The organism is Nocardioides salsibiostraticola (genome assembly GCF_054783655.1).
In genome coordinates this window covers 266,908-290,491 of sequence record NZ_BAAGQD010000001.1, presented here as the reverse complement: position 1 = coordinate 290,491, position 23,584 = coordinate 266,908, and the positions used below count along the sequence as shown (strand labels likewise).

Below are 23,584 nucleotides of genomic sequence, written 5' to 3'. Positions count from 1 at the left end.
GTCTGCTCAGGCAAACTCCAAGGCGGTGCAGACCAGGCCGTGGTTGCGGTGCTCGAAGCGGGCGGCGATGGCCCGTGAGCGTTGCCCGTAGCGGATCCGGATGCAGGTCTCGATGATCTCCTCGGAGATGTGGGTCGAGTGCACACTTTCGACGCGCGGGCAGGGCGACTGGACCCTGGCCGCGGCCGGAGTGTGCGCGCCGGCCCGGGCGACGAGCACCGCCCGTCGGCGCAGATCGAGGTAGACGTCGCGATCGGTCCACCGCAGCAGTTGAGAGGCGGGGCGGTCGCCTCCGACGATCTCGACGACGGCCTGCGCGAACCGGCGGGTCCAGGCGTCGAGGTCGCCGCTTTCGGAGCGCAGATGGACCACCGGGGCCGACGGTGGGTCGAGTCGAGGTTGTAGATCGAGGGCGAGAGTGCCCTGGGTGCTGGCCAGGGGGATCGACATCCGGATCGGGACGACCTCGGGGTGGTGGGTCTGGCTGCTGGGCATGGTCGGTCTCCTGGCTCGCTCGGTCATCGTTGGGTCATTGGTGGGGGAGGTCGAGTCGTTGAGCGATCTCGATGAAGTCGGGGTCGGCACCGATGCGTCCCCTGTTCAGGTCATAGATCTCGGTCCAGCGAGCCGGGTCACCGAGCTCGCCCTCGGCGATGGACCACAGCGATTCGCCCGCGGTCACCCGATGAGTAGTGGTCTCTGTCCCTCCCGCAGCGGGAGGGCGAGCAGCGCGAAGGACAGGGCGCACCGTCTCGGCGAGGAAGCCTCCGCTGGCCCGATCGGGCATCGGGAGCCCGTCGAGATCGATGTCCTCGGCCGCTCCGGCTGGTGAGGCGAGTCCGACTGCGGCGACACCGCAGGTCATCAACACCAGGCCTCGGGCCCAGGTCGGCACTCCCGGGGTGGTGCCCGACGAGCGGCGGACGATCTCGAGGACCACGACACCGACCACCAACCAGGCCCACACGGCGCAGAGTCCGATCGCCACCATGCAGGCGCTCACCAGAGCGGCATCGAAGGACGCCGGGGGCGAGGAGGACACGAGATCACCGACCAGCCATCGCAGAAGGACCGCGAGGCTCGCCGTGCTGAAGGTCCACAGCATCACGGCACGGAGGCGGGAGGTGCGGGAGGTGCAGAAAAGAGAATCCATCTGAGTCAGAACCTTGCGTTTGCGTATGTTTGCGTCATTTAAGAATGTTTGACGCAGTTCGTCAAGGGTTCATCCACAGGCGGCCCGGCCGTCCTCGTTCTGTGGTGACGGCGTCCTAGACTTCGCTCGTGAGCCACGACGACGGCCCCGACCCGCCGACACCACAAGGGGAGGACGCCGCGCTCTTCGCGTTCCTCGACGACCTGGAACAACAGGCAGAGGCCCTCTACGCGACCGAGCGCGTCCCGGAGTTGGCGGATCGCAGCCGCGCCGAATACCAACAGGTCACCCTCGCGGGCCGGCTGATGGCCTCGGTCGGCCACGACGTGACGCTCGGAGTCACCGGGGTGGGGCCGGTCACCGGCAGGTTGGAGAGGGTGTCCGCCTCGTGGTGCCGGGTGAGCGGATCAACGACGGAGTGGATCGTGGCAGTGACCCACATCGACACGGTGGTGGGCGCCTCCGCCCGTGCGATTCCCGAGATCGCCTGGTCGCCGCTGACGAAGTTGGGCCTGGGGTCGGTGCTACGAGGCTTGGCAGAGGCCGGGGAGCGTTGCGTCATCCACGGGGTGGACGGTTCCATCCGCGACGGTGTGGTGCGCCGGGTCGGTCAGGACTTCCTCGAGTTGGAGGAGGTGCCGGGACGGGTGGTGCTGATCGCGTTCAACGGCCTCGCCGCCATCCAGAGTGAGCAGCACTAGGGCTCGCAGGAGAGCCCGCTGATCAGGTCAGGTCAGGTCGCGTCGGTGTCGTACGGCGGGGTCTCGCCCTGACCCAGGACGCGCTGACCGCGCCGCTTCTTGCGGGTCTCCTCCTCGCCGGCGTCCTCCATCGCTTCGATGATGTGCTTGCGCACGATGGTGCGGGGGTCGAGGTCGCGCAACTCCAGGTCGGAGTACTCCGGACCCAACTCGCTGCGCAACTCGTCGCGAGCAGAGTTGGCGAAGTCCCGGGCCTTGCGGACCATGCCGCCGGCCTGCTTGGCGAGCTCGGGAAGACGATCCGGGCCGAAGACGATCACCGCGACGAGGGCGATGACGAGAAGTTCTCCGAACCCGGGCATGCCTAGAACTTACTGGTGGGGGTGAGACCCAGTTGCATGCCGGCCAGTCCGCGACCCCGACCGGACAACTTGTCGGCGATCGACGCGAGCGAGAGCGCTCCGGGAGCGGTCGGGTCGGAGTCGACGATCGGCTTGCCGGAGTCACCGCCCTCACGCAGGGAAAGGTCGAGCGGGATCTCGCCCAGGACCGGGACGTCATACCCGAACCGCGAGGAGAGCGTGGCCGCGACGCGGGCCCCGCCGCCACTGCCGAACACCTCGATGCGGTGGTCCTTGCCCTCCGGCGTGCAGTGGGGGCAGGGCAGGTAGCTCATGTTCTCGATGACGCCGACCACTCGCTGGTGCATCATCGAGGCCATCGTTCCGGCGCGCTCGGCGACCTCCGCTGCTGCTTCCTGCGGAGTGGTGACCACGACGACCTCGGCGCCGGGCAGATGCTGACCCAGCGAGATCGCCACGTCGCCCGTGCCGGGTGGGAGGTCGAGCAGCAGGACGTCGATGTCGCCCCAGTAGACGTCGGCCAGCATCTGGACCAACGCTCGGTCGAGCATCGGTCCACGCCAAGCCACCACCTGATCGCGCCGCGGCTTCAGCATGCCGATCGAGATCACCGAAACCCCCGACGAGGTCGGCACGGGCATGATGAGGTCCTCGACCTGGGTGGGACGCTCATCGGCGATGCCGAGCATCGCGGGGACGGAGTGACCGTAGATGTCGGCATCGACGATGCCCACGGACAGCCCCTGCTTGGCCATGGACAGGGCCAGGTTCACGGTGACCGAGGACTTGCCGACTCCGCCCTTGCCGCTGGCGATGGCGTAGACCTTGGTCAGCGATCCGGGCTGGGCGAACGGGATCTCACGGTCGGCCTTGCCGCCCTTCAACGTCTCCTGCAGTCCCGAGCGCTGGTCGGCGGTCATCACGCCCAGGGTGAGGTCCACGTCGGTGACCCCGGGGACCTTGGAGACCGCGCCGGTGACGTCTCGGGTGATCGTCTCCTTGAGGGGGCACCCCGCCACGGTCAGCAGGACTGTGACCCTCACAAGTCCGTCCGGATCGATCTCCACGGTGTCGACCATGCCCAGGTCGGTGATGGGTCGTTTGATCTCGGGGTCGTTCACGGTCGCCAACGCGGCGTTGACCTGATCGAGGGTCGGGGTAGCCATACGGGGGAGTCTAGGAGGCGGGTGATCGAGGATCGGAGTCGCCGTCCGCGTGAGCATCGCCACTGCGGTTTCGCTCCTCGAGGTCGGAGAGGAGGGAACGCAGTTCCGAGCGCAAGAAGTCGCGGGTCGCCACCTCTCCCACGGCGAGTCGTAGCGAGGCGACCTCGCGAGCGAGGAACTCCATGTCGGCGTGCGCACGGGCGTTGGCCTGGCGATCCTGTTCGGCGATGACCTTGTCGCGAGTCTCCTGACGGTTCTGCGCCAGGAGGATCAACGGCGCCGCGTAGGAGGCCTGGAGGCTGAGGATGAGGGTCAGGAAGATGAAGGGGTAGGCGTCCCACTGGGCCTCGCTGGGGGCCACGGCGTTCCAGATGATCCACAACGTCACCACCAGCGTCATGTAGATCAAGAACGTCGCGGTGCCCATGAACCGGGCGAACTGCTCGGCGAAGATCCCGAAGGAGTCCGGGCGCAGCTCGGGGCGCTTGACCAGGTGTCGCTTGGTGTCGGCCGGGGTGTCCAGGCGGCTACGCGCCGGACGAGACGGTCGGGCCGATCGCGACCCGGAAGGGGTCTCAGTCACGGATATCACCTGGCCTGGTCGCCTTGTCGCGCCAGTTGTCGGGCAGCATGTGGTCCAGCAGGTCGTCGACGGTCACCGCGCCCAGCAGCCGACCGGTCTCGTCGACCACGGGGGCCGCCACGAGGTTGTACGTCGCGAGGTGGGCGGCCACCTCCTCGATGGTGGACTGGGGCCGCAGATTCTCCATCGAGGTGTCCATGGCCCCGGCCACCAGGGTGGAGGGTGGCTCTCGCAGGAGCCGCTGGATGTGCGCCACCCCGAGGAACTTCCCTGTGGGGGTCTCCAGGGGCGGTCGGCAGATGTAGACCAGCGCCGCCAGGGAAGGCGTCAGCTCGGATCGCCGCACCTGGGCCAGGGCCTCGGCGATGGTGGCGTCCGGTCCCAACACCACTGGTTCGGGGGTCATCATGGCCCCGGCGGTGTCCTCGACGTAGGACATCATCCGACGGATGTCCTCGGCCTCGCCCGGCTCCATCAGGTCGAGCAGCAGTTCGGCGGTCTCGGGGGGTAGGTCGGCCACGAGGTCGGCCGCATCGTCGGGAGACATCTCCTCGAGGACGTCGGCGGCGCGTTCGGTGTCGAGGTGGCCCAGGATCTCGACCTGGTCCTCCTCGGTCATCTCCTCGAGCACCGCAGCCAGTCGTTCGTCGTTCAGGGCGGCGGCCACCGCGATCCGACGCCCGATCGGTAGGTCGTGCAGCATGTTGGCGGCGTCGGCGTTGCGCATCTCGTTCAGCGCCCCCACCAGGTGGGTGGCGCCCTGGGTGTCCTCGGGGCGGGTGAGCCCGGTGACGTCACGCCACTCCGCAACGTGGGTCTGGCCCTTACGACGAAAACCGCGGCTCGGTTCCTGGACCGCGACCCGGCTGATCACCCAGTCGCGGTTGCGAGCCTGCTCCATGGCGACGTCGTACACCACGCCGGTCACCCCGGACTGGCGGATGGTGACGCTGCGGTCCAGCATCTGGCCGATCACCAACGTCTCGGTGGAGCGTTGCTCGAAGCGCCGCATATTCAGCAGGCCGGTGGTGTAGACCTGCCCGCTGTCGATGTTCGTGACCCGGGTCATCGGCACGAAGATGCGGCGCCGTCCGAAGACCTCACTGACCAGACCGAGCACCCGCGGCTGGCTGGCCTCGTTGCGCACGGCGACCACGACGTCGCGCACCTTGCCGACCTGATCGCCCTGGGGGTCGAAAATGGGCAGACCCACCAAGCGGGCGGTGAAGACGCGGATCGGGGTGCTGGCCACGCCCCTAAACTAGCCGTCGCGGTTGACGACGTGGGTTCCCTGGCACGATGTCGCCTGTGAGTGTCGTCCTGCACGTGGGTCTCCCCAAGACCGGAACGACGTTTCTGCAGCGAATTCTGGCGGAGAATCGGGGCCTTCTCCGGGCGCGCGGCGTGTCCTACCCGTTCCTGGGACCCGGCTCCCACTTCCACGGAGCAGTCGAGGTGCGGGGGAGCGCGGCCAAGTTCGGACTCGATCCCGCAGAGATCGCAGGCACCTGGCGGGCCCTGTGCGACCACGCACGAGGGTTCGAAGGGACGACGATCCTGAGCCACGAGGTCCTGGCGGGGGCCACCCCGGATCAGATCGGGGCGGCTCTCGAGCCGCTGAGCGGACTCGAGGTCCGAATCGTGGTGACCTCACGCGATCTGGGCCGCCAGGCCACGGCCCATTGGCAGGAAGAGGTCAAGCTCGGACACACCGGCTCGTTCGCCGACTTCGAACGCGACCAGGTGCGCTCCGACAGCGGGCGGGACCTCGGGCCCGACGCCGGCGGGGTCCGGCCGCACTTCTGGCACGCCCAGGACGCCGTGCACGCGTTGGATCGCTGGACCGAGCGGTTGGGACCCGGAGCCGGTCACCTCGTCATCGCCCCCCGGCCCGATGCCGAACCGCTGGAGCTCTGGCGCCGATTTTGTTCCGCAGCGCAGATCGACGACCGGGAGGTCGTCGTACCGGACGGCAGCGCCAACATCTCGCTGGCGGGCCCGGACATCGCCCTGTTGCGGGCGGTGAACCTCGCCATCGGTGACCGTCTGGAGCGGGGAGAGCGCAACCGGATCGTGAAACGCGAGTGGGCGGAGGGTGAGCTGGCCGCACGCTCCGGGTCGTCCCCCCAGGCTCCGCACACCCTGGCTCCGTTGCTCGATGAGGTGACCGCTGCATGGAGCGAGGAGATCCGGGGCAGGGGGTACGTCGTGCACGGGGACCTGAGCGAGTGGGAGCCCCTGACGGGAGCTCCCGGGGACCCGCCCCCGGACGTGGACGTTCGGGAGGGTGAGGTCCCTGCCGATCTGGCTCGCTCCTTCATCGCTCGCGGCCGGTCCACGCCACGCTGGAGAGACCGACTCCAGGGGCGGCGCCGAAGCTGAAATCGGCGTACTGTGAAGGGCATGAACCAGCGCATCGGTGGCCGTCCGTCCCTCCAGGTGCCTCGGGTCCCCGGGCTTCTCGCCGGCGCGGTGGCCCTGGGCCTGCTGCTCAGTGCGTGTGGGTCATCAGAACCGGACACCGCATCCGAGGCGACCCCGACCGCGTCGGTCACGGCGAGCGAGTCGCCCTCCGAACCGACTGAGCCGACTGAGCCGACTGGGGAACCAGTGGTCACCGAGCCCCTGTGCTCAGAGGTCTGGGTGGCCGATGAGCAGATGCCCGACCCCTACAAGGGCTGCTACGACGGCGATGCCTTCGTCAAGGCCGAGTCGGAACGGTGCGCCTTCGGAGCGAAGTTGTTCACCTACGGCGAGCGCTTCTACGCCGCCCAGTTCAACAAGATCAACGAGACCGAGGGCCTCGCCGAGAGCGCGGCCTATCAGAAGGCTGTGACCCAGTGCGGCGGCTAGCCTCGCCCTTCTGGGTGACATCGGTTTCACGAGGCGGCATATGCGGAAGTGACTGTTAGGCTTTTCGGACGCGGAGGACTAGACATCGGACCCCTCCCCGTCAGTCGTCTCCCTCCGGATCAGGTCGGGACGGCTCCCAAGGACATCAACACGGGGAGTGACCCAGGCGTGCGACGTACCACCACGATCACAGCAATCACCGCGACCGCGTTCCTGGTCGTCAGCCTTCTCGGCGCCGGCCCCTCCGTGGCCGCGCCGGTCGCACCACTCTCCGTGGGCACCTCGGTCGGAGCCGTCGGGCAGGTCGTGCCGTTCGCGGCCAAGCCTAAGCCGGCTCCTCAGAACTACACCCCGCCCAAGGGAGTGCGGTTCAACAACCCGCTCGGGCGGTCGAAGGCCTCGATCCGCAATCACCTGATCAACACCATCAACTCGGTGCCGGGTCGTGAGCAGATCCGGATGGCCAGTTGGAACATCAAGAGCCGCGACATCCAGAACGCTCTGGTGCGGGCGCATTATCGCGGGGTCTCCGTCCGCGTACTGATCGACCGCGGCAACGCCAGCAAAGCCAAGCCCAACCCCGGGTTCGAGTGGGTCAAACGGGAACTGCGCAAGGGCCAGAACAACCGCCGCCCGTTCATGAAGAGCTACGCCCGCAAGTGCTCCAGTTCTTGCCGCTACCCCGGTGGGATCATGCACACGAAGTTCTTCCTCTTCAGCAAGGCCGGCCGGGCGAACAAGATCGTGATGTACGGCTCCTACAACGCCACCGACCTGGCCGCTCACTCCCAGTGGAACGACATGTTCACCACCAAGGGCAAGGGCAACATCTACAACGAGTTCAACGGCATCTTCAATCAGATGGTCAAGGACAAGCGCTACAACCGCCCCTACCGGACCTACCAGCACGGCTCCTACACGTCGTACTTCTACCCCTACAAGGGCCAGGGAACCAACGGCGACCCGCTGTTGCGCGAGCTCAACAACATCCGCTGCAAGGGCGCCACGGGCGGCACCGGGACCAACGGGCGGACGAAGATCCGGATCGCTCAGACGTCGATGCACAGCGCGCGCGGACTCTCCATCGCGAAGAAGTTGCGCAGCATGTACCAGAACGGTTGCGACATCAAGATCGTCTACGCCGTGTTCGGCAACAACGTGCTCAAGACCCTGCGTCGCACCTCCCGTGGGCCCGTGCCGATGCGCCACATCACCCAGGACTTCGACTACGACGGCGTCTATGACAAGTACCTCCACATGAAGGCGATGTCGGTCAGCGGGGTCTACAACGGCCGCTCCGACGCCAACGTCGTGTGGAACGGCACTGCGAACTACACCGGCGTCGCGTTGGCCAGCGACGAGGTCGTGATGCGGATCTTCGGAGAGAGCTTCGCGCGGTCCTACGCCGACTGGGTCGACTTCCTCTACAGCAACCCGCCGGGCTACAACCAGCGGTCGCGGATGGCCCTCGCCGCGGCGATCGCCAACGGGGTGGACCCGTACTCCAAGATCGAGGTCGACTGAAGGTCGCCATGTCCGCGGACCGGCGTGGGCTGATCGGCACACTGGGTGCGGTGTTCGTGGTCGTCATGATCGTGATCGCAGCCAACACACTGCGCTCGAGCACGGACGGATCGACCGACGAATCGCCGGACGCGGGCTTCACCCCCGCCACCATTTCGGCGATGCCCGATGGCGCCACGAGCCGGGCCGAGATCGATCGGCTCAGCCCTCGGCAGATCGCGGGGGCAGCGCTGGGCGATCGCGGCAAGGTGGCCGAGGACGTCAAGGACGCCAAGGGCGACAAGACCGAGGGAATTCCGAAGGGCGCGCAGAGTCTGGCTCGGCAGGCTGAGGGCCTCGCCGGGAACCAGCCCTTCAGTTTCGTGCTGACGAGTTTCAACGTGCTCGGAAGTCAGCACACGCGCGCAGGGAAGAACGCGGAGCGCTTCGCCTCCGGTCAGGTCCGGGCTCGGGCAGCGGCGTCGCTGATCGCCTCCTACGGCTCGACGGTGGTCGGACTGCAGGAGCTCCAGCGCGACCAACTGGCGGTGCTGGCCGGCATCGCAGGGGATCGCTGGGCGTTCTACCCCGGTACGACGCTCGGCGGCTCCGGCGTACCCCAGTCGATGATGTGGGACACCGCCGTGTGGGAGCCGACCTTCACAGGCTCCATCACCATTCCCTTCGTCGGGACCACGCGACCCCAACCGATCGTCCGACTGCGCCATCGGGAGACGAACCGCGAGATCTACGTCCTCAACGTGCACAACTCGCCACGTGACCGCCAGGGCCGCGAGAACGAGCGCGACAAGGCCGAGCAGATCGAGATCGCCGCCGTACAGGAACTGCGCAAGGACGAGATCCCGGTCTTCGTGATCGGGGACTTCAACGAGAAGGCCGACGCCTTCTGCGCATTCGCAGGCAAGGCCGGACTCCAAGCCGCCCAGGGCGGCACCGCCGAGGCAGGCAGTTGCCGGCCACCGGCGGCGATGCGGGTCGACTGGTTGTTCGGCACCAGGGACATCACCTTCTCCGACTTCCGGTTCGACACCAGTCCCGCGGTCCGCAGGATCACCGACCACGCGGTTCTCACCGCCACGGTCTCCGTTCCGTAAAGGCGGATTGAGGAAAAACCTGGTCAGACGCGGGTGGTCGGTCGTACCGTCCTGAGGTGCCCCACCTCTCGCGCCCGACCCGGGCCGCCTCGGCCGTTCTGCTCACCCTGGGCCTGGTCTGTAGCGCCGCCCTCCTCGTCACGGTCCCGTCGACCGCAGCCGGACCGGCCAGCCCCTCGGGGCCTGCGAGTGCAGCGAGCGTCGAGAGCCCGCCGGTCTCGGCCCGGCCGAACGCCGACAATCCGCTCGCCGCCCGCCCCTGGGCGGTGTACTCCGGCCCCTACGAACTCTGGTACGAACCCTGGCGCACCTCGACCGGACGCACCCGGGCGCTCCTGGACAAGATCGCCCTCCGACCGAAGTCGGCGTGGTTCGGTTCCTGGATCGCGGACAACAAGATCGCCGAGGTGCTGGATCGCTACATCGTGACGAGTCAGGGCGGGAACCCCGAGGCGCTGGTGCAGTTCGCAGTGTTCCGGATGGACCCGTGGGAGTCGGCGGCCTGCAAACGGACCCCGACCCTCGCCGAGCAGCGCAGCTACAAGACCTGGATCCAGAATGCCGCCGCCGCGGTGGGCGACACCCCGGCAGCGATCGTGATCCAACCCGACTCGCCGTTCGCCGTCTACTGCGCTCCCAACCCGAAGTTGTCGCTGCGGTTGATTCGCTACGCCACCAAGCGGTTCGCGGCCCTGCCGAACACCAGCGTCTACATCGAGGCCGGTTCGGCGGACTGGATGAGGGACAAGGTCCAGACCGCACTTCGGATCCTGAAGCCGGCCGGAGTGAAGTTCGCTCGGGGGTTCGCGTTCAACGGGACCCACTACGACGCCACGGATCACAACATCGTGTTCGGCGCGAAGGTGGCCAAGGCCCTCGCGCGACAGGGAATCCGCAACAAGAAGTTCGTCATCAACACCGCGCAGAACGGGTCCCCGTTCCGGGGATATGAGTACCCCGACCGTAACTATCCCGACAACGCGCCGGTCTGCACCAAGAAGAGGACCCGCCTCTGCGTGACGTTGGGGATCCCGCCGACCACCGACGTGGCCAACAGGTCCTGGCGACTCAGCCGCGTCGAGCGCCGTCTGGCCCGGCGGTACGTCGATGCCTACCTGTGGTTCGGGCGGCCGTGGCTGTACGACCAGAACTCGCCGTTCGTGATGAGCCGAGCCAAGAAACTCGTCTCCTCGAGCCCGTTCAAGTAGCCAGTCCATGACCTGCGGGGGTCGGGTGCCGTAACCTGCCTGCTCGTGAGCGTGAGCGCGGGCGAGGTGCAGGTCGACGACGAGGGACTGCACTTCGCCGACGGATTCCACGGCAACGGGGACGTCTACTTCGACGAGCACCACGCCTGGTCGTTCAGCGCGGAGGACGACGAGGGCGGCCCCGTCTCCCACGTCCGGTGGCCCAAGCGCATGGTGAGGTGGCTCAACGGCACCGCCACGGTTCAAATTCGCCACGAGGACGACGTGATCTTCGAGGGTCAGGTGGTCTTCGGAGACGGGGAGGGCAGGGTCCGATTCGTCGACAAGGCCGGCATCCCGGTGATGATCGACAAGTGGGGCCTGCTGCAGCGGCCCTTCTCGGGTCGGGACTCCAGCGTGGTCGACCAGATGGTCGAGGTCACCACCCGCATCCTCGACGTGATGGAGGCCGAGTGCGGGGTCGAGGGCTGGATCGCGTTCGGCACTCTGCTGGGCGCAGCCCGGGAGGGCGGGGTGATCGGGCACGACTCTGACATCGATCTGGCGTACCTCAGCGAGCAGGCGACGCCGGCCGCCATGGCCAAGGAGCTCTACGACATCTCCCGGGCCCTGCGCCGGCACGGCATGACCGTGCTGAACAAGTCCGGGGCCTTCATCACGGTGGTGTTCAGCTCCCCGGACGGGGCAATGGCCAGCATCGACGTCTACACGTGTTTCTACATCGAGGACCGGCTCCACGAGACGGCGACGGTGCGACAGGTGGTCCCTCGGTCGGCGATCGTGCCGCTGATCGAGATGGAGTTCGAGGGTCAGTCGCTGCCCGCGCCCGCCGATCCCGACGCGATGCTGGCGGTGTCCTACGGGCCCGGCTGGCGGGTTCCGGACCCTTCGTTCCGGCACGAGCCCGGGCCGGAGATCGTCGAGCGGTTCGACGGCTGGTTCTCCTCTCTGATGCGCCAACGCCGCGACTGGGAACGTTTCCTGGCCGATCAGGCGCAGGCGGCCGACCTTGAGCCGTCGGACTTCGCGAGCCTGGCGGCCGAACACCTGCCCACTGAGGCCCGGGTGATCGACGTGGGCGCGGGCACCGGCCAGGATGCGCTGCTCCTGGCTCGGCGCGGTTACAACGTCGTGGGCCTCGACTACGCCCGCCAGAGCCTGCGAGCGCCCAAGCGGACGGCCCGGGCGGAGAGTCTGCCCGCCAAGTTCGACCACATGAACCTCTACGACCTGCGCGACGTGATGACCCGGGCCGCGCTCGTCTCTCGGGGCAGCCGCGAACCGGCGATCTACGCACGCGAGGTGCTCGAGACCCTGGATCCCGACGGGCTGGAGAACTTCTGGCGGTTCGTCACCATCGTGCTGCGAAGCGGCGGGCGGCTGTTGCTCGAGGGTTGGGCCAGGTCGCCCTCCGAGTCGACGGCCCACCGTGCCGAGATCGGGGGCGGACGTCTGCGTCCTCTCGATCCACAGGAGGCGGAGGAGGCCGTCATCCGGGCCGGGGGAGTGATCGACGTTCGCGACGGTTTCCCGGCCGGCTCGGCGGCGGTGACCGGCGGGCCCGCGGCACGGTGGAGAATGATGGCGACGTTTCCCGGGATCGGACTGATGCGCGACCACGAAGGAGATGACGAGGAGTGACCACACGGGTCTATCTACACGTCGGTGCCCCCAAGTCCGGCACGACGTACCTCCAGCGGGTGCTCGAGGCCAACCGTGATCGGTTGGGTCAGGCTGGTGTCCTGGTGGTGGGCGAGACCCACCTCGACCGCATCCACGCCGCGATGGTCGTGCGCGAGGATCCGCGTCTGGAGAAGTTGCCCGAACGTGCCTCGCAGGCCTGGACCCGACTGGTGGACCAGATTCGGCAGTGGTCCGGCGAGGTCGCCATCGTCAGCTATGAGTTGTTCGCCGGAGCCTCCGCCGACCAGGTCAGCACCGCGCTGGCCGACCTCGAGGGGCTCGAGGTCCACGTCGTGATCACCGCCCGCGATCTGGGTCTCGCCGTTCCCTCGGCCTGGCAGGAGCGGTTGAAGTTCGCACTCACCACGCCCCTGGAGAAGTGGCGGCCCCGGCCGGAGTCGGCCGGAGTTCGGGTGGAGTGGGGCTGGCGGACCCTCGATCCCTCCGGGGTGGCCGCGCGTTGGGGTCGCGATCTGCCGGCCGATCGCGTGCACATCGTGACCGTGCCGCGCGAACGGGGCGATCAGGAGGAGTTGTGGCACCGCTTCGCCCGGGCCTGCGGGATCGACGTTCCGGCCCTCCAGTTGGGTCTCGAGCGGGTCAACCAGTCCCTGGGCGTGGTTCCCGCCGAACTGTTGCGCCGCGTCAACGAGGTCGTCCGCGAGCCCATCTCCGGCAACCGGGAGCACGCCCTGTGGCTGCGCGACACCCTGGCGCACGGCGTACTGGTGGATCTGGGGCGTGAACCCATCGGCGTCACTGACGAGCAGTTCGCCGACGCCACCGCCCGCTCCGAGGCGGCCATCGCGGCGCTCGGCAAGGCGGGGTACGACGTACAGGGGGATCTCGCCGACCTGACGGCTTCGCGCCCGGAGGGCCGCACCCCGGGAGAGGCGACCGACGCCGAACTGCTCGAGACGGCCGTGGAGACCATCGTCCGTCTCCTGATGCTCCTGCGCGAGCGCACCCACCAGCGAGACGAGCGCCCCGGGGGCCCCTCCTCGGAGGAGGGCTCGCGAATGGCGGCGCTCGGCAAGGGCGTCGTACGCCGCGTGACCGCTCCCCGCGTGGAAGGTCGCGCCGAGGAGTTGCGGGCTCGCATCGCGGATCTGGAGGCTCAGGTGGCCGCCGATCGTGGGTTGCATCTACGGGTGGCGGAGTTGACCGACGTGGTCACCGAGTTGTTGCTGCCGGTCAAGGCCGCCGACGGGCGGGTCGCAGCCAAGGCCCTGCACCGCTACCGCGACGAGTCGTTGGGATGAGCCCGATCAAGCGGCCGGGCCATCTGTTGGGTCAACGGCTCGACGCAGTCAAGGCCCGTGTGGCCTCCGGCACAGGTCACGAGGAGCTGTTTCGCCTTGGCGAGCGTCTAGAATTGGTCGAGGAAGCGGTCGGCGAGAATGCCCTGCTGGCGCAGAGGCTCACCCACCAGGTCCGTGACCTGGAGCGTCTGTTGATCGGACCGTTGGAGAAGCGCACGCAGATGTGAATTGAGCCATAGGAAACTGAACCTACTCGCGGGTAACCTTGCCCGCAGCATCCGTTGACTTATCGAAGGGGGCAGACCATGGGTCGCCTGTGCGAGACCGAGGGACTTACCGAGGACCAGACCGAGCTTCTGAAGGCGGTCCGGACGTTCGTGGAGGAGCAGATCCTGCCCGTCGCGACGGAGTTGGAACACAAGGACGAGTACCCCACCGACATCGTCGAGGCGATGAAGGAACTCGGCATCTTCGGTCTGATGATCCCTGAGGAGTACGACGGGATCGGCGAGTCGCTGTTGACCTACGCGCTCGCGGTCGAGGAGATCGCGCGCGGATGGATGAGCGTCTCCGGGGTGATCAACACCCACTTCATCGTCGCCTACATGCTGATGCACCACGGCACCGAGGAGCAGAAGAAGAAGTACCTGCCCCGGATGGCCACCGGCGAGGTCCGCGGCGCCTTCTCGATGTCCGAGCCCGGTTGCGGCTCCGACGTCAGCGCCATCAAGACCAAGGCCGTCAAGAACGGTGAGGACTCCTACAAGATCGATGGCCAGAAGATGTGGCTGACCAATGGTGGTTCCTCGACCCTGGTGGCCACCCTGGTGCGCACCGACGAGGGTGTCGACGAGGGCGCCTCGGTCTACAAGAAGATGTCGGTCTTCCTCCTCGAGAAGGAGTCCGGTTTCGGTGAGACTGCTCCCGGTCTGACGATCCCCGGCAAGATCGACAAGATGGGCTACAAGGGCGTCGACACCACCGAGATGATTCTCGAGGGTCACGAGGTCTCCACCGACCAGCTCCTCGGCGGCGAGATCGGCAAGGGCTTCTACCAGATGATGGACGGCGTCGAGGTCGGCCGCGTCAACGTCGCCGCCCGTGGCTGTGGGGTCGCGAACCGCGCCTTCGAGCTCGGTGTCGCCTACGCCCAGCAGCGTGAGACCTTCGGCAAGCCGATCGCCGAGCACCAGGCCGTGCTCTTCCGTCTCGCCGAGATGGCGACCAAGGTCGAGGCCGCCCACGCGATGATGGTCAAGGCCGCACGGGTCAAGGACAAGGGCGAACGCAACGACCTCGAGGCCGGGATGGCGAAGTACCTCGCCTCGGAGTACTGCTCACAGGTCGTCGAGGACTCCTTCCGGATCCACGGTGGCTACGGCTTCTCCAAGGAGTACGAGATCGAGCGTCTCTACCGCGAGGCTCCGATGCTGCTCATCGGTGAGGGCACCGCGGACATCCAGAAGATGATCATCGGTCGTCGCGTGCTCGAGGACTACAAGCTCAAGAGCTGATCGAGCGACCCCGCGTGGATCTAGTCGAGGCCCTGCGCAGGCAGTCCGCTGCCTGTGGAGATCTTGGCTCTCCGATGTACGCCGATCTCCTGGCCCGCGTTGCTGATGACGTGGAGGCCGGGGGATCGGCGTCGGTCGTTCTGGAGGGCTACAACCAGGCTCCAGGTCCCTCGGCGGTGGGACTGCGGCTGATGGGCAGTGTGCACCGATTGGTGGTGGAGCGCCGCGCGGGCCTGTTGGCGGCGTACTACCCGAGCGTGGGCGGGATCTACGAGCCCGACGGTTGTTGGACGGCCTTCCGGGAGTTGCTGTCCGCCCAACCGGACGCGGTGCGTGAGTGGTTGGACCGACCCCCTCAGACGAACGAGGTGGGCCGTGCCGCGGCCCTGATGGGGGGACTGTGCTCCCTCGGGCCCGTGGGATCGTCCCTGCCGGTACGACTCTTCGAGATCGGCTCGTCCGCCGGGCTGAACCTCTTGGTCGACCGGTTCGACTTCGTGGCGGACGCCTGGCAGGGCGTGGTGCCCAGCGGTCCGCCTCCGGTGATCGTCGAACGCCTGGGATGCGATCTGATGCCCATCGACCCCAGAACGACCGATGGTCGGCTGGCGCTCACGGCGTACGTCTGGGCCGACCAGTCCGAGCGCCACGAACGTCTCCGCGCGGCTCTTGCCTGCGCCGCAGAGGTGGACGTGGAGGTGCGGGCTCAGGGGGCCGCTTCCTTCGTCTCCACCCTCTCCGTGGTGACCGGCACCCTCACCGTGCTGTGGCACAGCGTGATGTGGCAGTACCTCGATCGGACCGAGCAGCGCGAGGTCGACGCCCAGATCGACCGGCTGGCAGCCTCGGCAACCGACGAGGCGCCGTTCGCGCATCTGCGAATGGAGCCCACCCGGCGTACCGGCGGTGCCGACCACGAGTTCCTCGTGGTCCTCGACGAGTGGCCCGGCGGCGTACGCCGGATCCTCGGTGTGGCTTCCGCCCACGGGACCCCGATCACCTGGGAGTAGCCCTCGCCGACGGGCGAAAAGCAGGACGTCGTGACTTTGGACGCAACAAGCACGGTCAGACGACTTCTGTCGGTTAATCTCGTCGCTCCGGACCACGTCGAAGGATGCCCATGACCCACCCCCGCCCGAGACGTTGGTCCACGATCCTGTTGCTGCTCGCGCTGGTGTTGTCCACCCCGGTCCTGCCGGGTGCTCAGGCGCGGATCGCCGAGAGCACGACGGAGGCGGTTGACGTCTCCTCGGCACCGGGCGCGACCTCGGGGGGCCAGCGACGTCCGAACCTGGTGTTGATCACCTCCGACGACCAGAGCGACACCGAGCTGCGGTTCATGCCCAGAACCCGTCGGCTCCTCGAACGCCAGGGCATCAACTTCGTCGACGGCATCAACCCTCATCCCCTGTGCTGCCCCGGTCGGGCCGAGATCCTGACCGGCGAGTACGCGCAGAACAACGGTGTGCGCCACAACGACGGTCCGTTCGGCGGCTGGCCGGCGTTCATGCGCGGGAACCGCACCGAGAATCTGGCGGCTTGGCTGCACCGAGCCGGATACCGGACCGGCTTCGTGGGCAAGAACCTGAACGGCTACAACTATCGAGGTGGTCGACCGAACGGGTGGGACTTCTTCTCACCGACCGGGGCCAACACCTACGCCTACTACGGCACCGAGTTCTTCAACAACGGCTCCCCGAAACGCTTCGGGGGAAAGTACGTCGCCGACATCGTGCGGGACGAGTCGCGCCGACTGATCCGGAGTTGGGCTCCCTCGGACAAGCCGTTCTTCCTCTGGGCCTCGCACGTCGGACCGCACGACGCGCTGGTCCGGGGTCGTTGGCGTGGTCCGGTTCCGGCGAAGCGACACGCCGGAATGTTCAGGAAGGCCAAGCTGCCCAGCAGGGGCAAACCCTCCTTCCGAGAGAAGAACCGCCGTGACAAGCCCGGCGCGGTGCGGCGTTCCGAGCCGGTGCCCCTGGACACGATGACCTCGCGATACCGCGATCGGCTGCGCTCCCTGCAGGCGATCGACGAGGCCAACGCCGCGACGATCCGTCAGCTCGCGAAGAGCGGGGAGTTGGCCAATACGGTGATCGTCTACGTCTCCGACAACGGTTTCCAGTTGGGTGAGCACGATCTGTTCTCGAAGAACTACCCCTACGCGGAGAACCTGCAGATCCCGTTCCTGATGCGGGGTCCTGGGATCCCCAAGAAGACGCGCAGTTCGCAGACAGCGAGCATGGTCGACATCGCACCGACGTTCCTGGACTACGCCGGGGTGCTGGACCGGGTGCGCAGGGCGGGCCATACCGACGGAGAGGCCCTCCAGCCCGTCATCGCGGGTCGGGCCACTCTGAACACGACCACCCTCATCCAGGGAGGCACCAAGGAGCCGAAGGCGTTGCGCCGGTTCGGCTGGGAGTGGCGGGGCGTGCGGACCTCGCGCTACACCTACGTCAAGTGGTGGGACGGTTTCCAAGAGCTCTACGACCACCGAACCGATCCGTACGAGGACTCGAATCTGATGCGTCACGGTCGCCGGCTGGCTCCCGCCGATCGCGCCTACAACCCCGTCGTGCGCGACCTTCGCCAGCGCTACCAGCGACTGGCCCGGTGCTCGGGCTTGCAACGCTGCGAGCGCCAGGACTTCGGTCCCGAGCCGGTCCCCACTGACGCTGGATGAGGGCCGCGCCACGGTCGTTGGTTGAGGTGTGACGAGCGCCAGCGAGGAGCCTCGAAACCTGGTTCCGTGGACGGGGACGTTCGTGGGATCGGTTGCTTGGTTTCGAGGCTCGGGCCTTGGCGGCCCTCGCACCTCAACCAGCGCCACCTGAACGCATCGTGGCCGGGCCCCCCGAAACGGGGGACCCGGCCACGTCCTGCGGCTAGCGTCGCGCTGGGCGATTCAGCTGGTGGTGCCGAACGCTGCCGGGGCACTCCGCTGAGCGGTGCGAGCGGACCGGTTGGAGCGGTCGCCGGGTCCCCGAGTCACTGCCTTGGTGGAGATGGCGTAGGTGCCCACGGACCACGCGATCGTGTCGATGTTGCGACCGAACGCTCGGTTGTTGATGTTGCCGAGGTCGTCACACTCGGCGTGGTAGCAGGAGTCGTAGGCGACTCCGGCCTCTCCGCCCCACAGTGCGGCCTCTTCCTCGGTCTTGATGTCCTCGGCGCCGGTGAACAGACCACCGGCCGGGATGCCGACCTCGATGAACGGGCCGTAGTCGGAACGTCCGCTGAAGTCGGTGCCTCGGGTGGGGATGCCGCGCTTCTTCTCGAGGAACCTCGACAGGAGCTTCTCGATCTGGGCCGATCCGTACGGTCCGGGACCGGCGCCCTCGTCGTCGGAGTCGTCACCGTCGTAGACGAAGTACGCCGCGTTGGGCGACCCGATCATGTCGAAGTTGAGGTACAGCGCGATGTTGAGCTGCTGACGCGGCGAGAGCGCGTCGACGTAGGCCTCGGCACCGAGCAGGCCGAGCTCCTCAGCACCCCACCAGGCGAACCGCACGGCGTTCTTGACGTTGGCCCGACCACCGAGCTCGAGGGCGACCTCGAGCTGACCGGCCGAACCACTGCCGTTGTCGTTGATGCCGGGACCGACCGGGACGCTGTCCAGGTGAGCGCCCGACATCACGATGTTGTTGGTGCGTCCCTTGCGGGTCTGTGCGATGACGTTGCGCGTTGTCGTGGTGCGGCTCTCGACGCTGGGCTTGGCCGTGGCGCTCTGGCCGGCCAACGGGGTGAGGGCGTTGCCGTCCTCGAAGTTCACGTATCCGACAGGAACCGGTGCCGGTTCGCCCAGGGTGCTGTTCAGCATGTCCGACCCCGTGGCGCTGTTGGCGATGATGACGGCGGAGGCGCCTGCCTCGGCGGCGTTGGTTGCCTTGATCAGGAAGGTGCAGCTGCCGCGTCGGATCACTGCGATCTTGCCGTCGTAGTCGCCGCCGTCGAAGTCGGTGGCCTCGCACCCGGTGGTGTCGTCCTCCGGCACGATCGCCAGGTCGGCGGTGACGCCCTCGGCAGGAGCAGAGATGCTCTCCTGCAGCAGCCCGAGCGCGAAGGTCAGGTCGCCGACCTCCAGCGTGCCGTCAGGAGCGATGCGCTCGTCGTAGGTGAACTCCGGCGTGCGCACCTTGTAGCCGGCCCGGCGCAGCTTGCGAGCGACGTAGTCGACGCTGGCGTCGTAGCCAGGGGTGCCCGAGGCGCGGTTGCCGTCGTTGCGGTTGGCGATGCGCTGAAAGGCCCGCAGGTGCCGGAAGGCGTCGGCGCCGTCGGACTTGCGCACCAACTTCTTGGCCAGCTTCTGGGGCTTGTTCTTCGACTTGTTGGGCTTGGCCGACGTGGCCACGCTCGTCGAGGAGGCGTCGGCCGCGGACGCGGCCTCCGTAGGCGCCATCAGCGCCGTGCTGGTCAGGGCGAGGGCGGCCAGCGTGACGGTGCTGGACCGGACCCAGGGCGAGGTGCTTCTCATGGGCGAACCTTTCGGGGTGACCGACGGTCAGTTTTTGCCGTCGAAAAGAAAGGTCGATCAGCCCAGGGGCCGGGTTTCGACCATCCCGAGTGGTCGACCTGCGGATACTGTGCACTGTGGGGCCCATGTGGTCAAGGTCACAGGGCGAACCAATTTCTGCGCACACCGCAGGGGTGCGCTCAGGGGGCGGCGACCTCGAGAAGTCGTGCACACTGCGCGATGAGGCGGTCCCGAAGTGGCGCACCCCGATCGGCGAATTCGGCCTGCGCCGCGGCGTACTCGCGCTTGCCCTCGGGGGTCTCGATGGGAACGGGGTCGAACCCCAGATCGGCCAGGTCGTACGGCGCCGCACGCATGTCGAGCACGCGGATCTCGCGGGCCAGGTCGAAACAGTCGGCCACCAGGTCGGAGGGGATCATCGGGGTGAGCCGGAAGGCATGCTTGTAGAGGTCCATTCCGGCATGAAGGCAGCCGGGCTGTTCGAACTCGGGGCGGTCGTCGCGACCGGGGGACAGGGTGTTCAGCGGTCGGGCGGGATCGGTGAAGAAACGGAACGCGTCGAAGTGGGAGCACGCGATCCGGTGGGACTCCACGACACGATCGGTTCCGGCTGCCCCCAGGCGCAGCGGCCAGTCGGCGTGCCGGGTCTCGTCCTCATCGAGGCGATAGACCATCGCCCACTCGTGCAGGCCGAAGCAGCCGACGTGGGCTGGCCGCGAGGCCGTGGCGCGCAGTAGTCGATGCAGGGCGGTGAGCAGGGGGATCTGGGAGGCGACGTACTCGACAGTCACGGACGCAGTGGCAGTGGCAGTGGCAGTGTCAGGGGCCACGACGGGTGCCTCTTCGACGGCGTACCCCTTCAACCCGTCGTACGCCGCCACGTCGCCTCGCAGCGTTACCCCGAATCCGGGGTGCCACCGGCGCAACTGCACCGGGCGTTGGGAGTAGTAGGTGAACAGGAAGTCGTGGACCGGATGCTTGGTCGAACTGCCCCGGCGCTCGAGATGAGGGGCGATGAACTCGTCGACGCGAGCCGCGTGGGTGGCGGTGCGGGCCCGCCACTCGGGTTCGTCGAGGTAGGTCATCAGCACCCTCCGAGAGTACGGAACAGGAGGAGATCGGGCCTACAGTGCACTCGTGAATGACCACCAGCCAACGACTCCGCCCCCCTCCGAGCCCCCCGCCGCCGACGATGTGACCTCCCGGTATCCCGCGGGTTCCCCGCCGCCGTCGACCCCGCCGCCCTCGACTCCGCCGCCGTCCGGTCCGCCCGCGGGCCTGTCGGCCGGGCCGCGCGTCCAGCCCGTCCTCGTGGCCCATGTCGTGGCGCTGATGCTGATCGTGATCGGGGTCATCATGCCGTTGGACCAAACCATGGCGTTGCGTACCGTTACCGCCTGGGCGGTCTTCGCGATCCTGGCTGCCCTGGTGCAACTCACACCCCTGCTCGAGGTGGGCGGGGACGATGCCCAGCGCTGGCTGGTCGGTGCCGTCGGCACCGCCGCACTGATCCTGTTCTGGGTGGCCGTCGTCCAGCCGGTGGCGTCGTCCACCACCGGCTTCGTGCTGACCATGGGAGTGGTCGCCGCCGCTGTGGGCACCTTCACCTCGCCCCACCGCCGGTGGCCAGCAGTGCACGGTCGCTGACCGTTCCTCGATAGGGTCGGCCTCGTGCGTATTGCGAGATTCACCCGAGGAGAAGAGCCCGCTTACGGTGTCGTGACGGGGGAGGTGGACCAGTTCGGTCAACCCGACCCGGACAGCGTCATCGTCGAGTTGGCCGGCGACCCCCTGTACGTCGGCATCAAGTTGCTCGAGGTCGAGCACAGGCTCGAGGACGTGCGCCTCCTGGCGCCGGTGCTGCCACGCAGCAAGGTGGTGGGCATCGGCCGCAACTACGCGGCGCACGCCAAGGAGATGGGCACCGAGGTCCCGGCCGAGCCGCTGATGTTCCTCAAGCCCAACACCAGCGTCAGCGGACCGGGTGACCCGATCTTCTACCCCCGCCAGACCGAGGACCTGCAGTACGAGGGCGAGTTGGCGGTGGTCATCGGCCGGATCTGTCGCGACGTGCCCGTCGAGCAGGCCACCGACGTGATCTACGGCTACACGATCGCCAATGACGTCACGGCCCGCGACCTCCAGCGGGGTGACGTGCAGTTCACCCGGGCCAAGGGGTTCGACTCCTTCTGCCCCCTGGGGCCCTGGATCGAGACCGACCTCGACCCGCAGACCTTCATCGACGGGGCCGCCGTACAGACCCATCTCAACGGGGACCTGGTCCAGGACGGCAACACCGCCGACATGATCTTCGACATCCCCGCGCTGGTCGCCCACGTCTCCAGCGTGATGACGTTGCTGCCCGGCGACGTGATCCTCACCGGCACCCCCGAGGGTGTCGGACCCATGCAGGTCGGTGACGAGGTCGAGGTCTCGATCGCCGGTCTGGGAACCCTGACGAACAAGGTGGCTCAGCGCTGATGGCAGACACGACACTCTCGAGTGACAAGCCGGTCCGCGTGCGGATGGCTCCCAGCCCGACCGGGAGCCCGCACGTCGGACTGGTCCGCACCGCCCTCTACAACTGGGCCTTCGCGCGCCACCACGCCCGGCACGGCGCCGGCGGCACGTTGGTGCTTCGCATCGAGGACACCGACGCCGCCCGCAACACCGAGGAGTCGTACGCCGCCCTGCTGGACCTGTTCCGCTGGCTCGGACTCGACTGGGACGAGGGGCCGGAGGTGGGTGGCGACCACGGTCCCTACCTGCAGTCGCAGCGCAGCGACCTGTACGCCGACGCCCTGGCGCGTCTGGCCGAGGCAGGCCACACCTACCGGTGTTTCTGCACCAACGACGAGGTCGAGACCCGTCGCAAGCTCACCGGCAGCAAGCAGATGGGCTACGACCGGTTCTGCCGGGACCTGACATCGGAGCAGATCGCGGCGTACGAAGGCGAGGGCCGCTCGGCGGTCACCCGTTTCCGGATGCCCGACGGCGAGATCGCCTTCGATGACCTCGTCCGCGGTCGGATCAGCTTCCAGGCCGAGCACGTCCCCGACTACGCCCTGGCCCGCGCAGGCGGTGAGCCGCTCTACACGTTGGTCAACCCGGTCGACGACGCGCTGATGGAGATCACTCACGTCCTGCGCGGCGAGGACCTGCTGTCCAGCACGCCGCGCCAGATCCCGCTGTACGCCGCCCTGGCCGGCGTGGGCATCGGCACCGGTGCGCCCGACTTCGGGCACCTGCCTTACGTGATGGGTCAGGGCAACAAGAAGCTCAGCAAGCGCGACCCCGAGGCCAACGCCCTCGGCTACCGCGATTCCGGCTTCCTTCCCGAAGGCCTGCTGAACTACGTCGCCCTCCTCGGCTGGGCGATCGCCGCGGACCGCGACATCTTCTCCCTCGACGAGATGGTGGACGTCTTCGACATCCGCGACGTGAACCCGAACCCCGCGCGGTTCGACCTCAAGAAGGCCGACGCGATCAACGCCTCCCAGATGCGGCTGCTCTCGACCGAAGACGTGACGACTCGCGCCCTGCCGTTCCTGGCTGCTGCGGGGGTGGTCTCCGACCCGGTCACCGACACGGAGTCCGCTCTCCTCGACGAGGCGATGCCGCTGGTCGCCGAGCGCATCAACAAGCTCACCGAAGCCCCCACGATGCTGCACTTCCTCTTCGTCGACGAAGCCGAGTTCACCCTCGACGAGACCGACGCCGAGAAGCTCCTCGACGAGTCCGGCCGTGGCGTCGTACAGGCGGCCCTCGAGGCGGTCGAGGGATTGTCGCAGTGGAACACCGAAGCCATCCAGGCGGCGCTCCAGGCCAAGCTGATCGACGAACTGGGCCTCAAGCCCCGCCACGCCTTCGGTCCCGTTCGCGTCGCGATCACCGGCCGTCGGATCTCCCCGCCTCTCTTCGAGTCCATGGAGATCCTGGGAGCCGACCGTAGCCTGGGGAGACTCCGCTCCGCTCTCAGCGAGCACTGACCCCCCAGGACCTGA

At 67.7% G+C, this 23,584-nt stretch carries 23 protein-coding genes; 15 read left to right on the top strand and 8 right to left on the bottom strand.

Annotated features, from left to right (window positions below; all coding sequences use genetic code 11):
• Positions 1 to 6: 6 nt before the first annotated feature.
• Together ACYVLV_RS01405 and ACYVLV_RS01400 are read right to left on the bottom strand one after the other, a co-directional pair.
• Positions 7 to 495: an Rv3235 family protein gene (locus tag ACYVLV_RS01405; protein WP_460807084.1), complete on the bottom strand. Its 489-nt coding sequence runs from the start codon at positions 493 to 495 to the stop codon at positions 7 to 9.
• Positions 496 to 529: 34 nt separating this feature from the next.
• Positions 530 to 1,153, bottom strand: coding sequence for a LysM peptidoglycan-binding domain-containing protein (locus tag ACYVLV_RS01400; RefSeq protein ID WP_460807081.1), 624 nt, complete (start codon positions 1,151 to 1,153; stop codon positions 530 to 532).
• A gap of 128 nt (positions 1,154 to 1,281) precedes the next feature.
• Here ACYVLV_RS01400 and ACYVLV_RS01395 point away from each other — a divergent pair, with 128 nt between their 5' ends.
• Complete coding sequence (locus ACYVLV_RS01395; protein ID WP_460807077.1) at positions 1,282 to 1,854, top strand: hypothetical protein; 573 nt, start codon at positions 1,282 to 1,284, stop codon at positions 1,852 to 1,854.
• A gap of 32 nt (positions 1,855 to 1,886) precedes the next feature.
• Here the strand turns inward: ACYVLV_RS01395 and ACYVLV_RS01390 are convergent, their stop codons facing one another.
• Genes ACYVLV_RS01390 through ACYVLV_RS01375 form a run of 4 tightly spaced genes read right to left on the bottom strand, consistent with a single transcriptional unit; the run spans position 1,887 to position 5,217 of the window.
• Positions 1,887 to 2,216 carry a sec-independent translocase gene (locus tag ACYVLV_RS01390; RefSeq protein ID WP_460807075.1) on the bottom strand — a complete coding sequence of 110 codons (330 nt, stop codon included), beginning with the start codon at positions 2,214 to 2,216 and terminating at the stop codon, positions 1,887 to 1,889.
• A 2-nt stretch (positions 2,217 to 2,218) separates the two neighbouring features.
• Positions 2,219 to 3,382 carry an Mrp/NBP35 family ATP-binding protein gene (locus tag ACYVLV_RS01385; protein ID WP_460807072.1) on the bottom strand — a complete coding sequence of 388 codons (1,164 nt, stop codon included), beginning with the start codon at positions 3,380 to 3,382 and terminating at the stop codon, positions 2,219 to 2,221.
• Positions 3,383 to 3,392: 10 nt separating this feature from the next.
• On the bottom strand, positions 3,393 to 3,965 hold the full coding sequence (locus ACYVLV_RS01380) for a DUF1003 domain-containing protein (RefSeq protein ID WP_460807071.1): 573 nt from the start codon (positions 3,963 to 3,965) through the stop codon (positions 3,393 to 3,395).
• Positions 3,958 to 5,217, bottom strand: a complete 1,260-nt coding sequence (locus ACYVLV_RS01375; protein WP_460807069.1) for a magnesium transporter MgtE N-terminal domain-containing protein — start codon at positions 5,215 to 5,217, stop codon at positions 3,958 to 3,960. Before ACYVLV_RS01375 ends, ACYVLV_RS01380 begins: the two co-directional genes overlap by 8 nt.
• A gap of 47 nt (positions 5,218 to 5,264) precedes the next feature.
• Here ACYVLV_RS01375 and ACYVLV_RS01370 point away from each other — a divergent pair, with 47 nt between their 5' ends.
• The 11 genes from ACYVLV_RS01370 to ACYVLV_RS01320 all read left to right on the top strand — a co-directional run bounded on the left by ACYVLV_RS01370 (position 5,265) and on the right by ACYVLV_RS01320 (position 17,789).
• Positions 5,265 to 6,347 carry a hypothetical protein gene (locus tag ACYVLV_RS01370; protein WP_460807067.1) on the top strand — a complete coding sequence of 361 codons (1,083 nt, stop codon included), beginning with the start codon at positions 5,265 to 5,267 and terminating at the stop codon, positions 6,345 to 6,347.
• Between the two features lie 21 nt (positions 6,348 to 6,368).
• Positions 6,369 to 6,818, top strand: coding sequence for a hypothetical protein (locus ACYVLV_RS01365; protein WP_460807065.1), 450 nt, complete (start codon positions 6,369 to 6,371; stop codon positions 6,816 to 6,818).
• Positions 6,819 to 6,986: 168 nt separating this feature from the next.
• Positions 6,987 to 8,342 (top strand): phospholipase D-like domain-containing protein, encoded by a 1,356-nt coding sequence (locus ACYVLV_RS01360; protein ID WP_460807063.1) that lies wholly within the window; start codon positions 6,987 to 6,989, stop codon positions 8,340 to 8,342.
• 8 nt (positions 8,343 to 8,350) lie between these two features.
• Positions 8,351 to 9,436 carry an endonuclease/exonuclease/phosphatase family protein gene (locus tag ACYVLV_RS01355; protein WP_460807060.1) on the top strand — a complete coding sequence of 362 codons (1,086 nt, stop codon included), beginning with the start codon at positions 8,351 to 8,353 and terminating at the stop codon, positions 9,434 to 9,436.
• 56 nt (positions 9,437 to 9,492) lie between these two features.
• The gene (locus ACYVLV_RS01350) at positions 9,493 to 10,644 is read left to right on the top strand and encodes a glycoside hydrolase family 6 protein (RefSeq protein WP_460807059.1); all 1,152 of its coding nucleotides are present in this window, start codon (positions 9,493 to 9,495) and stop codon (positions 10,642 to 10,644) included.
• 45 nt (positions 10,645 to 10,689) lie between these two features.
• Positions 10,690 to 12,285 (top strand): methyltransferase domain-containing protein, encoded by a 1,596-nt coding sequence (locus ACYVLV_RS01345; protein ID WP_460807058.1) that lies wholly within the window; start codon positions 10,690 to 10,692, stop codon positions 12,283 to 12,285.
• Positions 12,282 to 13,589, top strand: a complete 1,308-nt coding sequence (locus tag ACYVLV_RS01340; protein ID WP_460807056.1) for a DUF6752 domain-containing protein — start codon at positions 12,282 to 12,284, stop codon at positions 13,587 to 13,589. Before ACYVLV_RS01345 ends, ACYVLV_RS01340 begins: the two co-directional genes overlap by 4 nt.
• Complete coding sequence (locus ACYVLV_RS01335) at positions 13,586 to 13,816, top strand: hypothetical protein (RefSeq protein WP_460807054.1); 231 nt, start codon at positions 13,586 to 13,588, stop codon at positions 13,814 to 13,816. Before ACYVLV_RS01340 ends, ACYVLV_RS01335 begins: the two co-directional genes overlap by 4 nt.
• Positions 13,817 to 13,894: 78 nt before the next feature.
• Positions 13,895 to 15,103 carry an acyl-CoA dehydrogenase family protein gene (locus tag ACYVLV_RS01330; protein WP_460807053.1) on the top strand — a complete coding sequence of 403 codons (1,209 nt, stop codon included), beginning with the start codon at positions 13,895 to 13,897 and terminating at the stop codon, positions 15,101 to 15,103.
• A gap of 14 nt (positions 15,104 to 15,117) precedes the next feature.
• Positions 15,118 to 16,113 carry a DUF2332 domain-containing protein gene (locus ACYVLV_RS01325; RefSeq protein ID WP_460807050.1) on the top strand — a complete coding sequence of 332 codons (996 nt, stop codon included), beginning with the start codon at positions 15,118 to 15,120 and terminating at the stop codon, positions 16,111 to 16,113.
• Positions 16,114 to 16,223: 110 nt separating this feature from the next.
• Entirely contained in the window at positions 16,224 to 17,789 is a 1,566-nt protein-coding gene (locus tag ACYVLV_RS01320) for a sulfatase family protein (protein WP_460807049.1), read from the top strand.
• A 222-nt stretch (positions 17,790 to 18,011) separates the two neighbouring features.
• Here the strand turns inward: ACYVLV_RS01320 and ACYVLV_RS01315 are convergent, their stop codons facing one another.
• Complete coding sequence (locus ACYVLV_RS01315; protein ID WP_460807046.1) at positions 18,012 to 19,580, bottom strand: M28 family metallopeptidase; 1,569 nt, start codon at positions 19,578 to 19,580, stop codon at positions 18,012 to 18,014.
• A gap of 179 nt (positions 19,581 to 19,759) precedes the next feature.
• Positions 19,760 to 20,665, bottom strand: coding sequence for a 3-methyladenine DNA glycosylase (locus ACYVLV_RS01310; RefSeq protein WP_460807394.1), 906 nt, complete (start codon positions 20,663 to 20,665; stop codon positions 19,760 to 19,762).
• A gap of 52 nt (positions 20,666 to 20,717) precedes the next feature.
• Between ACYVLV_RS01310 and ACYVLV_RS01305 the strand changes: the two genes are divergently transcribed.
• Genes ACYVLV_RS01305 through gltX form a run of 3 tightly spaced genes read left to right on the top strand, consistent with a single transcriptional unit; the run spans position 20,718 to position 23,569 of the window.
• Positions 20,718 to 21,227: a hypothetical protein gene (locus ACYVLV_RS01305; RefSeq protein ID WP_460807045.1), complete on the top strand. Its 510-nt coding sequence runs from the start codon at positions 20,718 to 20,720 to the stop codon at positions 21,225 to 21,227.
• Positions 21,228 to 21,251: 24 nt separating this feature from the next.
• A complete protein-coding gene (locus tag ACYVLV_RS01300; protein WP_460807044.1) occupies positions 21,252 to 22,061 on the top strand; it encodes a fumarylacetoacetate hydrolase family protein in 810 nt (269 codons plus the stop codon).
• On the top strand, positions 22,061 to 23,569 hold the full coding sequence (gltX, locus tag ACYVLV_RS01295) for a glutamate--tRNA ligase (RefSeq protein WP_460807043.1): 1,509 nt from the start codon (positions 22,061 to 22,063) through the stop codon (positions 23,567 to 23,569). Before ACYVLV_RS01300 ends, gltX begins: the two co-directional genes overlap by 1 nt.
• Positions 23,570 to 23,584 lie beyond the last annotated feature (15 nt).